Source organism: Fructilactobacillus myrtifloralis (assembly GCF_024029335.1).
Lineage (GTDB): Bacteria > Bacillota > Bacilli > Lactobacillales > Lactobacillaceae > Fructilactobacillus > Fructilactobacillus myrtifloralis.
Genome location: NZ_CP097116.1, coordinates 1,023,800 through 1,037,189, shown reverse-complemented (window position 1 = coordinate 1,037,189; position 13,390 = coordinate 1,023,800). Strand labels below are relative to the sequence as shown.

The following is a 13,390-nucleotide window of genomic DNA, read 5'->3' as shown; positions in this document are numbered from 1 at the left end:
CTCCGTAATTACGTTGTCGCCTGCCGATTGGCAACTAAGACAGCGCCTAAGGCCAGTAAAATCGAGCTCCCGGCGACCGCAAATAGAATCGGATAGTTAAACCATTCTACCATCAGCCCGCCAAACAAGGGCCCTACTGCCCGACCCAGGGACATGAAAATGTTAAACATGCCTTGATACCTCCCCTTTGCTCGTGCATCCGCCAAACTATCAATCCAGGCCGGAATGGCGGGGAGTCCGTTCATCTCTCCAAGGGTTAAGATGACCATGATAATGACAAACCAGTGGTAGTCACGCGCCCAGATTAACATAAAGAAGGTCGCCGCAAACACCGTTACCCCAAACGCAATTTGGGGGACCATGCGGAAATGTAGCCCAATCCGATTCACGATTGGTTGCCCAATTACAATTAACAACCCGTTGATGGGCCAAATTAAACTATATTTTTCAAAGGAAATGTGCAGGTCCCCCATGTGAACTGGCATGACACTTTCCCACAATGTGTAACTTAAATAGATAAAAAAGACCATTCCACAAATTAACCAAATTAAGCGCGGACGTGGGCGGGGAGTTGGTCCCATATCAACCCCCTGGTCACCTGCCGCATGCAAATGGGCTTGCACCGGGGGAAATTTAACGTTAAACTCAAGAATCGTCATGAGTAACAGAATGACGTAAAAGAACGCGGCGACCGTAAAGACGACGGCCACTCCATACTTCATGAGGTAGCCAACCGCCGTCGTCCCAATTACCACGCCCAGGTTCACACCGATGTAAACGGAGTTAAACACCTGGCGGGTACTTCTGCTTTGCACCTTGGCTGCATAGGCATTTAACAGGGTCAGACTGGCGCCCTCGCCGAGCCCGTAGACAAACAGGAGAATGGCGAACATGGGCCAGCCATGCGCAAAAATTAACCAAATAACAGCGATTAATGCAATCGAAATACTAATGATGGCGGTCTGGTAAGGCGACCAGCGGTCAAACAACCGTCCGCCCAGGTAATTACCTAACACCATGAAACACGACATGATGAATAACACCGTTCCCGCGACCGTGAGTGACTCGTGCAAGGTATCGTGCATATAAACGGTCGTTAACGGCCACATCAAGGCCGCTCCCGAATTAAGTAGTAGCGAATAAATTAAAACCGAAGTTAACCGAATTTCGGAACGAGGTGCTCGGCTCATACGCAGTTCCTCCTATCATTGATCATTATTTCTATTTTCGCATAAATCAGCTGGTTTAAAAAGGAACGGCCCGAGCTTTAAAGCGTGGTAAAATATGAGTACTTAGTTAGCAACTCATCCGAACCTTAATCAAAATTAACCATCCGAAAGGAAGTTCACATTATGATTCATATCGTTACAGATTCAACTGCCCAACTAACTCCAGAAGAGATCACTGAAAATGATTTGCACGTCATTCCTTTACAGGTCAGTTTTGAAGGAAAGACGTACCGTGATAACGTTGACATCACCCGGCAACAGTTTTCTGACATGCTAAAGGATGACGAAACGGAATTTCCCAAAACCAGTCAACCTGCGTTAGGTCAGTTCGTAGAAACTTACGAACAAATCCTTAACGATGATCCCCACGGTAGCATTATTTCGATTCACCTCACTCACGTAATCAGTGGGACGGTGGAAACGGCCCGGTCTGCAGCCCAGCAAGTGGAAGGCGATATCCGAGTTATCGATAGTCAGTCCACCGATCGGGGAATGGCGTTTGAAGTCTTAGAAGCCGCTAAATTAGCCCAGAAAGGTAGCACTCCGGATGAAATTGAAAAAGCGGTGGTGGCCATGATTCCAGAGATCAGCCTCCACGTGTTCGTAAATAGCTTTGACTACTTGGTCAAGGGGGGACGCGCTAGTCGAGCCGTTGGTTTTATTTCTTCCCTCATTCAACTCAAACCGGTCTTAGAACTGAAGGATGACCAGTTAGCAATTGTGGCTAAGTGTCGGGGCGCCAAGAAAATGCACAAGGTTCGAGATGAAATTACCGAAACCCTAATTAAGGATCCGAAGGTGAAGGAAGTCGGCCTCTCTTACGTGGACTCTACGGAAGACGTTGACGTAGTTGCAAACCGGATTAAGGAAGCCCGACCGGACATTCACGTGTTGGTACGCCTCACCTGCCCAGTAATTATGACGCACGTAGGCCCTGGCGGATTTGCCATTATTTATAAATAAGCATTACGCATAAAAAACAAGCTCTCCCACAAGGTTAGACAACCATCTAATCCTAGGTGGGGAGCTTTTTTAATTCGCTGTACATGCCTTCAAAGCTTAACTAACCGAAAAAGTGTACCTAAAATTTGCAATTATTAGTTCAGTAAATATTATGGAAGTAGATTATAGTGAAAAATGTGGATTATGTCTTATTTAAAGAATTATTGATTAACCAGTATTAGATTTATAAATGGAGAATAACTAATGAAAAAACATAAAATTATGATTACTTACGATAGATATAAAAAAGTCATCAAATCAAGTTTAATTATTTTAAGCATGTTAGAAATAATATTAACTATTATTAACTTGGGATTAATTCTTACAAACGATGTTACAATTAATTTTTTCCTTTTTTTTATTTTGGGATTTGAATTATGTTTGCTTATGTTGTTCTTATTGACATCATTGGGGAAAAAAAGAAGAAAACGAAATCTTAGGAAAATGGATCTAATTGTTAAGGACTATATTTATTTAATTTTAATGAAAAGAAAAAAAGTATACTATATTTTATTTATAACATCTATAATTTTATTTATACTTATTGTTTTTCAATATAATGAATTTAGACCTAAAATATTTACTTATTTTCTTCTTTTTCTTTTATATGGTTTTATATCTAGTGAATTTTGTTTATTTATATTTTTATCGTCTTTTCTTAAAAAAAGAGAATCACATATAAAAAAATTAAAAAATATTTAAACTAAAAACTGTAATGAAGATATTAATTAATATCTTCATTACAGTTTTAAATTATGACATAATACCATAAATATCAACACAGATAGAAGCAAAACCGTTAGCTACTGTTGCTAAAGTAAGTGGGGAACTAGCAATAACAATTTTTGACCATTTTGTTTTTACAAAATCTATAGCCTCAGCATATTGTTTTACTACCGGAATATTATATGGTTTGATTTTGAAATCAATTTGTAGATTTCCATCCGTAATGTAATCAATATTATTAATTTTAGCTTTGAAAATGTTAATACTAAATTAAATAGTATAAAATCCTTCTTCATCAATAGAGATGGAAATAGTTAATTGACCATCAACGATATTTTGCATTAGGAATATCTCCATTTTGCACATCAATATCACCAGCAAAATAGATAGTAAATTCCTGAGGGACCCCCCAACATTTGCATCATATCCCTCTTGATTTACAGCAAGGTATCCCTCATTTATAAATTTAAACCACAAAAAAGGACGCTACTCAAGTAGCGTCCTTTTCGTTAGTTTAATTTACTTTTTACCAGTAGTTGTGGGCGTTCCGGAAAGCAACGGCGTTCGCAACTGAACCGTAACGACTAATTGCGTATTGACGAGCAACCCGTTCTTGGTTAGCTGGTGAGTAGTCACCGTTCAAGTATGATGAAGACAATTGGTATTTACCAATGTATTGACCATTCCGGGCCGTGTATGAGCCACCAGATTCAACAGCGGCGATGGAGTCTAAGGAACCATCACTTTCGGCACCAGTATTGCTGCTTGCTTGGGTAGCAGCTGGAGCTTGCGTTTGAGCTGGTTGTGCAGCTACGGCTGGTTTAGCAGCTGGTTGTTGTTGAGTAGCTGGTTGAGCTGGAGTTTGTGCTTGAGCTTGAACTGGTTGAGCAGCTGGGGCTTCAGTCTTAGCTGGAGCTTGTGCTTGTGCTTGTGCTTGAACCGGTTGTGCAGCAGGTTGGCTAGCTTCGGCTGGTTGTGCAGCTGGAGTTTCAGTTTGAGCAGCTGGTTGAGCAGTTGCTTGCTTAACTTCGTAGTGAGGTTGAGCAGCTGGTGCTTGAGGAGCAGCAACTTGAACGTTACCATTGTCACCGATTACAAAAGTTTCACCAACGTAAATCCGGTTAATGTCTTGGATTTTGTTAGCTTCCTTTAAGCTTTGAACCGTTACGTTGTAGTCTTGGGCGATTTGTGAAAGCGTGTCCCCAGATTTAACCGTTACGTTCGTAGAAGCGTCAGCGTTGTTAGCACCGGCAAACAAAACACCAGCAGAAACAGCGGTAATGGCAGCAGCAGTTTTTAGTCCTTTAAATTTCATTGAGTAAATCTCTCCTTATTAAATAAATAATTATCAACATTAGTTTACGAATTCTTGAGTTCCGTTAAGTGATTACTGAATCATTTAACAGTACCTATACTAACGGCTCATTGTTACAGTGATGTTACAGCCGGTTTAAAAAAGCAGCCGATTTTGTAATGATGTAACATTAGTAACACATTCTGTAATTACGTAACTTGCGTTAAATTCCTGCAACCTCGCTCTCATCTAGTCAAGCCACTACTTTAAAGCCCGGCACTTCGGTTCACTTTAGATTACAGTTCCCATAAAACCAGAGCCTGGTAGGGTTGTAATTTGGTAATTGTTTGCGTTGTTGTCGGTGGTGCAACGGTGTAATTATCCAAAACCACCCGGCCGCGGTAGGACGACTGTGAGGTTACAACCTGTTGACTTAAATTTACCAATACTAGGAGACATTGGTCGGCTTGACGGCGCCGGTATGCAATAACCGAATCGCTGCCCGTTGCCACTGGAAGCAATGCACCCGTTCGTAAAACTTTCCGCTGGGTGGGAGAGCGCCATACCCGAATTAACCTGCGGTAGTAATTTAAAACCGAAGTCGGATCCGCCGCCTCAGTCTGCACGCTAATTCCCCGTCGGACGATTCCCATCTGTAACCACGGGGTTCCCGTGGTAAACCCACCCGTCGCGGTTTCATCCCACTGCATGGGAACCCGTGCATTATCCCGGGAGCGCCAGTTAACAATTGCCAGGGCGGTTGCGGGACTGTTACCTGCTGCCAGTAACCGATAATAGTTATTTAATGAAGAAACGTCATTAAAGTCAGCAATCTTAGTCCGCTGAAAATTTTGCATCCCTAGTTCTTGCCCCTGGTAGATGACGGGAACGCCCGCCAAAAAGAAGTAGAGTGTGGCCAACGCCTTGGCGGCCATTGGCGTTCGTTCCGCAGGGTTAGGCACAAACTTAGACAGGGCTCGATTTTGATCGTGGTTCTCTAACACGTTGGCAAATTTCCCCCCAGCTTGTTGCATCGCCGTCTGGCTTGCAAAGATGGTTGTTGCTAGTTGTTTCACAGACCACGGTCGGGGTTCCTCCCACTGGTTGGCATCCGCCACGTCCAGATTGAGATAACTAAAGTCAAAAATCAGCGAGAAATACCCGTTGGGACCAACAAACTCACCGAGTTGGTCGTCCCCGACTCCCGCAGCCTCCCCAATCGTCACAGCGTCAACTCGCGCAAACGTCGCATCCCGCATTTCCCGTAAGAATGTGCCTAACCCCGGCCGATTTAATCCCTTGTTGGTTACACTAACCAGCCCATCCGGTCCATCAGCCGGTAAACTCGCCCAATCCTGATCCTTCTTTAAGTGGGTAATCGCATCTAACCGAAAGCCGGCGATGCCCTGCGCTAGCCACCAGTTAATGATCCGATACATCTCGCTCCGAAGTGCGGGATTTTCCCAATTCAAATCGGGCTGTTCAGCCGTGAAGGTATGGAAATAATACGTTCCCGGTTCATTGGGGACGGGCGTCCAGGTCGAACCACCAAAAATCCCCCGCCAGTTGTTGGGTGGTTGCCCCGTGGTGGTCGTTTTAAAAATGTAGTATTTCCGATAGGGGCTCGTTGGATCAGCAAGGGCCGCTTGAAACCACGGGTGCTGATCCGAAGTATGGTTCGCCACCAAGTCGAGCATCACCTTTAACCCTCGCTTGCGCGCCGCCCGAATGAGCTCATGCAGATCAGCAAGCGTCCCGAACAGGGGATCAACGGCTTGATAATCGGCAATGTCATAGCCCATATCAACCATTGGCGACCGATAGAACGGCGCAATCCAGAGTAAAGTTACCCCGAGATGTTGCAGATAATCTAACTTAGCTGTGATTCCCGGTAAATCCCCGACTCCATCTCCATTACTATCATTAAAGGAACGCGGATAAATTTCATAAATCACTTCGTCCTGCCACCAGGCCGGGTGTTGTGTTTGCATAAGTAATCCTTTCTGAAGCTTTCTTCCATATTAGTTAGCTAATATTGTAACAAATCCGGTCCCCTAGCATTCTTCCTTCACTAAGGTTCTCTCCCAGGTGCATTTACCGGGTAATTTTACCCTTTAAGATAGCGGTTTCATTTAGGGCGGGCGGGGAAACAAACCCCTTTCATTCTAGGTAAATATGGTTTATTCTTGGTTATGTATCTAACCAATTTTTGAAGGAGTGAATGTTATGGCAACTGGAACACCAACTCGAGCATTATTCATGCTGTTCGGTGGGACTGGTGACCTAGCATTGCGGAAGTTGTACCCTGCCATTTTTAACCTTTACAAAAAGGGCAGTTTAAGTAACGACCACTTCGCTTTGATAGGTCTCTCCCGAAAAGAACTAACCGATGATGAATTTCGTGCTAAGATTATCGACTCAGTTTCAAGTGAAGCTGACCAACCGGAACAAGCACAAGCATTTGCCAGTCACTTTTACTGGAAATCTCATGACGTAACTAACAACGATCACTATTCCGAATTAAGCGATTTAGCTGACCAATTAGAGGCAAAATACGCTACTGAAGGAAACCGGGTTTTCTACGTATCAATGGCTCCCCGGTTCTTCGGAATCGTTGCCCAGAGCTTACATGACCAAGGGGTTCTCTCAACTAACGGAGGCTTCAACCGCTTAGTCATTGAAAAACCATTTGGTCGGGACTACGCCTCCGCCAAAGAACTGAATGATGCCCTCACCAGTGCCTTTAACGAAAATCAAATTTACCGGATTGACCACTACCTCGGGAAGGAAACGACCCAAGCCATTCCCGTTCTCCGGTTTGGGAATCCCATGTTAGAAGCCGTTTGGAATCACGAATACATTAAGGACGTGCAAGTAACCCTTGCCGAAAAGCTTGGTGTGGAAGATCGGGCCGGCTATTATGACACAGCTGGTGCCCTGCGGGACATGATTCAAAACCATACCCTCCAAATCGTTAGTTATCTAGCGATGGATCAACCAAACTCCTTTGTGGACACGGAAATTCGGCGGGAAAAGGTCAAGGCCTTAGAAAGCATGGAAATCTACGATGCCGAAGGTGTTAAGCAAAACTTTGTCCGCGGTCAATATGGCGCTGGTCCAGACTCCGTTCCCTATCGTGAAGAACCAGGGGTTCCCAGTGACTCTAACAACGACACTTACGCAGCTGGTAAGATTGTTTTCAACAACCACCGCTGGGGCGACACACCGTTCTACATTCGTTCCGGAAAGAAGTTAGCTGACAAGCAAGGCCGGATTGACATCGAGTTTAAAAAGCCGCTGGTTGACATCTTTGCCAAAGGAACTAAGCAGCCAGCAGAGTTACAAGGCAACGTGTTGTCCTTCTACATCGATCCTAAAATCGGCGTAACGCTGAGTGTTAACACCAAGGATTCTGAACAGGGGCTCCACACGGAAACCATTGACCTTAATTACCTGCAAGGTGCCGACCGGGCTGCTCAAGTCCCACTTCCATACGAACGCCTCTTCCATGATATTTTAACTGGCGACGGAACGTACTTCGCTAGTTGGCCGGAAGTGGCTGCTGCTTGGAAGTTTGTGGATCCCGTGCAAAAACTCTGGGATCAAGAACCCGGTGACTTTCCAAACTATGAGTCGGGATCAATGGGACCAAAGGCCGCTGATGACCTCCTCGCTCGCGACGATAACCAGTGGTATTGGCCTCACAACGTTCACTAATAAAGCGGTTTCAAAATATAATGAAAACCATTTCACAAATGTAATTTCTAATGATAAACTATGATTGTAGGATTTTACAAAACTGATATCCAAAAAGGAAGGTATATTATGGCTGACAAGAAAGCAAACATCGGAGTTGTTGGAATGGCCGTTATGGGTAAGAACCTTGCCCTTAACATCGAAAGCCGCGGTTACACGGTTGCCATCTACAACCGTTCTGCTGCGAAAACAGAAAAAGTAATGGCAGATCACGGTGACAAGAACTTGATTCCTTCATACGACATCAAGGACTTCGTGAACTCCATTGAAGCTCCACGGACGATTTTATTAATGGTGAAGGCTGGTGCCCCAACCGACGCCGTAATTAACGAAATTCTCCCACTCCTTGATAAAGGTGACACGTTGATCGATGGTGGTAACACGAACTTCCACGACACGATTGCCCGGAACAAGGAATTAGCTAAATCCGGAATTAACTTCATCGGAATGGGAGTTTCTGGTGGTGAACTAGGTGCCCTTGAAGGTCCTTCATTGATGCCTGGTGGCCAAAAAGAAGCTTACGACCGGGTTGCTCCAATCTTGGAAAAGATTGCTGCAAAGGCTAAAGATGGCAAGCCATGTGTTGCTTACATCGGCCCTGATGGTGCTGGTCACTACGTTAAGATGGTCCACAACGGGATTGAATACGGTGACGAAGAGTTAATTGACGAATCATTTAATATCTTACGGAACGCCGCTGGCTACTCCGTTGATGACCTTGCTAAGATTTTCGCCGACTGGAACAAGGGTGAATTGAACAGTTACCTAATCGAAATTACGGCTGACATTTTAACTCGTAAAGATGACTTAGGCGCTGACAAGAGCAAGCCAATCGTTGACATGATTCTAGACCGGGGTGCTAACAAAGGAACTGGTAAGTGGTCTTCAGAAGATGCCTTGGATGAAGGTGCTCCACAATCCGTTATTACTGAATCAGTTTACGCTCGGTTCGTTTCGATGTTGAAAGACGAACGGATGGCCGCTGCCAAAGTATTACACGGACCAGCTAACAAACCATCTTACAACGGTAGTGACATCGTTGAAGACATGCGTCAAGCCCTCTACTTCGGTAAGATCATGAGTTATGCGCAAGGATTTGAACAAATGCGGATGGCTTCTAACAGTCACAACTGGAACTTAAAGTACGGCGAATTAGCCCAAATTTGGCGTGAAGGTTGTATCATCCGGGCTCAATTCTTAGACGAAATTACGAAAGCCTTTGAAAAGACCCCTGACTTGAACAACTTATTAATGGATCCATTCTTTGGTGACATCGCCAACAAGTACCAAGATGCAGCTCGTCGAATTCTGGCATTCGCAACTGAATACGGAATTCCAGTTCCATCATTGGCCGGCGCTGTTTCCTACTTCGATTCTTACCGGGCTGAAATCCTTCCTGCTAACCTGTTACAAGCTCAACGTGACTACTTCGGTGCTCACACTTACGAACGGGTTGACCGTCCAGGAAGCTTCCACTACCCATGGTACAAAGAACAATAAACATCAGCGACAAGCTGAAAAAGAACCGATTTTCATCGGTTCTTTTTTTATGCTCACATTCTTACACGTACAAAAGGAGTCCCGCTGACAGCGGAACTCCTTTTTATTTTGCTAATCGCCTGTGGTTTATTCCTTGCGTTGCTTCAACTTCCCGAAGCCAAAGAGTCCGGCTAGCGTTGTCAGCAGCATTCCCATTAAACCAAGGAAGCGGTGCTGAGTTTGCCCCGTTTGCGGTAACTGCGTTTGCGGTTTCCCGGCTTGGGGTTTAGCGGCTTCTGGTGCTTGTGAGGTATTCTGGGCGTAAACCGCGAAGGTTTTTCCAGCTTTCGTTTGGAATTCTTTGAACCGGTAACTTGGGATCGTTGGGACTTGTGGGTGTTCAGCACCGGTTGGGTAAGCTGGTCCCACGGGGTTTCCTTGTTCATCAATTGGTTGGACCGTCATCTGATCATCTTTGGCGGCCGGAGTATCGTCCTTCGTGTAAACGGCGTAAGTCTTCCCAGCTTTCGTTTCAAAGTGATCAAACTGGTAGCCTGGGATTTCCTGTGGTTGCGGCTGCTTAGGATCCGTTGGGTAGGCTGGTCCGACTGGATTCCCGTCTTTATCAATTGGTTGCACAATCAAGGGGTTCTGGGCGTAAGTGACCGTTTGGTTGCTGTTGTTCCCAGCCGTGGCTGTCACGGAAACTTGCTCTTGATCCGGCGTGTAGCCATCAATCCTTGGAGAAGTAATTGTAACCTCGGTGCTGTCGATCGGCGTCCAAGCTCCGTAGGTCACTTGACCGGTTACCATGTCAACCGTAACTGTCCGCGTGAATTTCACCGTCCGGGTTGCATCTGGTGCAGCTTGGCTACCATCTGCGTACTTGTAATGAACGGTAATCGTACTTTCCGTTTGTAGTTGTTCAGCTGCCGTCCCCTCCGGCCATTTTGGTCCGTCCGGATTGTTCGGATCGATTGGTTGGCCTGGGTTTCCCGGGTTATCTGGGGTTCCGGTAACTGAACCGTGGGTGACGTGAATTTCATAGGTTTGTTCCGCATCGGAACCAAAGATCGTTGGCACGTTGTTACTTCCAATCACATAGCCTTTGTTTTTCAAAGCTTGCAGGTCAACTGGGTTCGTTAATGAATTCCCAATTTTACCGTTGACTGTCTGCGTGTCAATGGTTTGCCCGGTCGTGTCATCAATCACCTTAATGGTTGCCTGAACGTCATTCGCATTGTAGACCACAGTTTGCTTACTATCTTGTCCGGCAGTTACGGTAGTCGTAATCTGACTGTGGTCCGGGGTGTAACCATCAATCCTTGGAGAAGTAATTGTAACCATTGCACTGCCAACGGGCGTCCATTCGCCGTAAGTTACGACACCGGTAACGTGGTTAACTGTCGCCATCCGTGTAAACCGGACTTTTTTAATTGCACCCGGGGCTGCTTGCCGACCATCTGCGTACCGATAATGAACGGTAACGGAGTTTTCTGTCTGTAGTTGCTCAACACTCGTTCCTGCCGGCCATTTCGGTCCCTCGGGATTATTCGGATCAATCGGTTGCCCTGGGATTCCAGGCTTATCCGGCGTAATTTGACTCGTCCCTTGGGTCACGTGAATCTCATAAGTCTGGTCAGCGTTTGGTCCAAAAGTACCGGGGACATTATTACTACCGATGATATAACCCTTGTTCTTCAAAGCTTGGAGGTCAATGGGATTGTTTAATTGTGCATCAGTTTTCCCAGTAACGGTTTGGGTAGCAATCGTTGTCCCAGTAGTATCATCAATTAATTTGATGGTCGCCTGCACATCATTAGCCTGATAAGTTACCGTGGCATTACTATCCTGACCAGCAGTAACGGTGGTAGTTACCTGATTTTGATCGGGCGTATAACCATTGATTGTGGGAGAGTCAATGGTGATGGTTGCACTACCGACCGGAGTCCATGCGCCATAAGTGATTTTCCCAGTTACTTCATCAACGGTTGCATTTCGTGTGAATTGAACCTGCTTAACAGCATCAGGCGCAGCTGAGCGACCGTCTGGATATTGATAATGAATGGTGACGGAGTTTTCTGTGTTTAAATGCTCTCCGGTCGAGCCATCGGGCCACTTAGTTCCATCGGGATTGCTGGGATCAATCGGTTGGCCCGGAACACCGGGGCTATCCGGCGTAAGTTCTTTTAAATTATGTTTTAGCCCAACGTAAATGGTTTGAAGACCGTCTTTGTCGACCGTGCCTGCAACGCCATTTTGATATGTAGCCGTTGGATCACTCAAATGATAGCCCTTGGGGATGTTTTGGTGCACTGGCTGGGTAATCTCAATTCCGGGAGCTTGATAGCCTAACTCAAGACCAGTTCCTACCGATTGATCCTGATTATCGTTATCAACGTAAATAATTTTAGTGTTAGTCGTTTGGGCCCACACGTATTGGTTGGGATGCGCCTGCCCATCAAGGAGTACCTGCGCTGCAACCCATTTACCCAATGGATTTAAATCAGAACCATTCCCCAATAGTTGCCAACTTGGTCCAGCAACGGTTTTATTGCTGTTTGGAATCGCATTTCCCGTGGTTGGATTTGCTAAGCCCGCATCTTGATAAAGCAACGTATCCGCCCCTAATTTAAGATTCCACAGTGAGGTCGTTCCTCGGAACATGTTGGCAAGTCCCCCACCGGTGAAGTTGGCGTTACGCGTGTTAAACATGGATAAATCCAGGTGCGTCAGACTGGTGGCATCGAAAAACATAGCATTAAAATACTGCGCACCGCTAGTATCCCAACCGGTAAAGTTCACATCAGTTAGACTCGTACAGTTCCGAAACATTGCTCCAAACGAAGTTACCTTAGCAACGTTCCAGCCACTAAGATCCAGCTTTTTTAATGCTGTACAATCTTTAAACATTCCGACAATATTAGTTACTTTGGAAGTATCCAAATAATGAATGTTAGTAATGTCTTCTAGTTGACTTAAGCCGGCAAACACAAAGGGAGACGTTGCTGCCAGCGATACGGGGCCGTTAAAAACGATGTGGCGAACGTCTGGAAAGGGACAACTAGAGGTCCCGGTGTTTCCAGTTGAATAAGTCCCGGCAGGAAGTTCGCCACCGCCCAGAAGTGTCAGGGTTTTAGAGCTATCATCATAGGTATATTGCGCGGTTCCCCAAGTTCCCGTTTGAATTGCTGCTGGTGCTGGGGTGGTTGCCGCAAGTTCAACCGTGGGCGTAGTTACCGGCTGGACAGTCGCAGTGGAGTCTGCGGTTACAGAAGTCGCCGTTCCTGATTCACTAGTGGCACTTACTTGCGTCGCGCTTGCAGAGGTTACTTGCAGCGCGCTTGCAGACGTGGACGTGGCAGTTGCTGCTGATGTTGCCGGACTGGTACTCGTCCCTTGACTAGTTACAGTAGTTTCTGGAGTAACCACCGCTGGAGCCTGGCTTGAACTAGATTGTGAACCACTAATTTCAGTTACCACTTCGCTTTGAGCCGTAGCAGTTGACTGCGCTACTGGAGCTGGAACAGTTTGTGACTCCGACTCTGGTTGTGGTGTAGCAGTGGCCTGGTCTGTCTGCACATTTGTGGCAGCTTTAACCTGGGATTGTGTTCCAAGTAATAAACCCGTGCCGAGTGTAATGGTAGTTAAAGTAGCAAAGAGCCAGAATTTTCCGGCTTTATACATTTTGTAATGGAGTTTAGGTTCCATAAAAAATTCCTTTCTTAGCAGTTCGGACAAAAAATTAGGTTACCAATGGAGCTTTAAAAAAGTTCCAAACTTAATTATTTCAGATCAATGTTAACGGTTTATTGAAATTAGATTGCGATTTAATTACTTAATCAAATTTCATTTTTTAACATTCGTTTTCTTCATATATAGCACATTAATGCACAATCTTTAA

General features: G+C 45.5%; 8 protein-coding genes. 4 read left to right on the top strand and 4 right to left on the bottom strand.

Annotated elements, in window-relative coordinates; translation table 11 throughout:
- Window positions 1-8 precede the first annotated feature (8 nt).
- Complete coding sequence (locus M3M35_RS05165) at window positions 9-1,190, bottom strand: MDR family MFS transporter (RefSeq protein ID WP_252749602.1); 1,182 nt, start codon at window positions 1,188-1,190, stop codon at window positions 9-11.
- 162 nt (window positions 1,191-1,352) lie between these two features.
- On the opposite strand from M3M35_RS05165, the gene M3M35_RS05160 reads away from it, so the two are divergent.
- Both M3M35_RS05160 and M3M35_RS05155 read left to right on the top strand, forming a co-directional pair.
- A complete protein-coding gene (locus tag M3M35_RS05160) occupies window positions 1,353-2,192 on the top strand; it encodes a DegV family protein (protein ID WP_252749601.1) in 840 nt (279 codons plus the stop codon).
- A 243-nt stretch (window positions 2,193-2,435) separates the two neighbouring features.
- Window positions 2,436-2,933, top strand: a complete 498-nt coding sequence (locus M3M35_RS05155) for a hypothetical protein (RefSeq protein ID WP_252749600.1) — start codon at window positions 2,436-2,438, stop codon at window positions 2,931-2,933.
- A gap of 550 nt (window positions 2,934-3,483) precedes the next feature.
- On the opposite strand, the gene M3M35_RS05150 is transcribed toward M3M35_RS05155, so the two are convergent.
- Both M3M35_RS05150 and M3M35_RS05145 read right to left on the bottom strand, forming a co-directional pair.
- Complete coding sequence (locus M3M35_RS05150) at window positions 3,484-4,272, bottom strand: LysM peptidoglycan-binding domain-containing protein (RefSeq protein WP_252749599.1); 789 nt, start codon at window positions 4,270-4,272, stop codon at window positions 3,484-3,486.
- A 275-nt stretch (window positions 4,273-4,547) separates the two neighbouring features.
- Complete coding sequence (locus M3M35_RS05145; protein ID WP_252749598.1) at window positions 4,548-6,242, bottom strand: glycoside hydrolase family 13 protein; 1,695 nt, start codon at window positions 6,240-6,242, stop codon at window positions 4,548-4,550.
- A 235-nt stretch (window positions 6,243-6,477) separates the two neighbouring features.
- Here M3M35_RS05145 and zwf point away from each other — a divergent pair, with 235 nt between their 5' ends.
- A complete protein-coding gene (gene zwf / locus M3M35_RS05140; protein WP_252749597.1) occupies window positions 6,478-7,968 on the top strand; it encodes a glucose-6-phosphate dehydrogenase in 1,491 nt (496 codons plus the stop codon).
- A gap of 108 nt (window positions 7,969-8,076) precedes the next feature.
- Window positions 8,077-9,507 carry an NADP-dependent phosphogluconate dehydrogenase gene (gndA, locus tag M3M35_RS05135; RefSeq protein WP_252749596.1) on the top strand — a complete coding sequence of 477 codons (1,431 nt, stop codon included), beginning with the start codon at window positions 8,077-8,079 and terminating at the stop codon, window positions 9,505-9,507.
- 126 nt (window positions 9,508-9,633) lie between these two features.
- On the opposite strand, the gene M3M35_RS05130 is transcribed toward gndA, so the two are convergent.
- Window positions 9,634-13,197, bottom strand: a complete 3,564-nt coding sequence (locus M3M35_RS05130; protein ID WP_252749595.1) for a mucin-binding protein — start codon at window positions 13,195-13,197, stop codon at window positions 9,634-9,636.
- Window positions 13,198-13,390 lie beyond the last annotated feature (193 nt).

Bases quoted from the DNA above. Each gene is read 5' to 3' on its own strand.
- M3M35_RS05130 (WP_252749595.1), bottom strand. From the start codon at position 13,197: ATGGAACCTAAACTCCATTACAAAATGTATAAAGCCGGAAAATTCTGG.
- M3M35_RS05150 (WP_252749599.1), bottom strand. From the start codon at position 4,272: ATGAAATTTAAAGGACTAAAAACTGCTGCTGCCATTACCGCTGTTTCT.
- M3M35_RS05165 (WP_252749602.1), bottom strand. From the start codon at position 1,190: ATGAGCCGAGCACCTCGTTCCGAAATTCGGTTAACTTCGGTTTTAATT.
- M3M35_RS05160 (WP_252749601.1), top strand. From the start codon at position 1,353: ATGATTCATATCGTTACAGATTCAACTGCCCAACTAACTCCAGAAGAG.
- M3M35_RS05155 (WP_252749600.1), top strand. From the start codon at position 2,436: ATGAAAAAACATAAAATTATGATTACTTACGATAGATATAAAAAAGTC.
- M3M35_RS05145 (WP_252749598.1), bottom strand. From the start codon at position 6,242: ATGCAAACACAACACCCGGCCTGGTGGCAGGACGAAGTGATTTATGAA.
- gndA (WP_252749596.1), top strand. From the start codon at position 8,077: ATGGCTGACAAGAAAGCAAACATCGGAGTTGTTGGAATGGCCGTTATG.
- zwf (WP_252749597.1), top strand. From the start codon at position 6,478: ATGGCAACTGGAACACCAACTCGAGCATTATTCATGCTGTTCGGTGGG.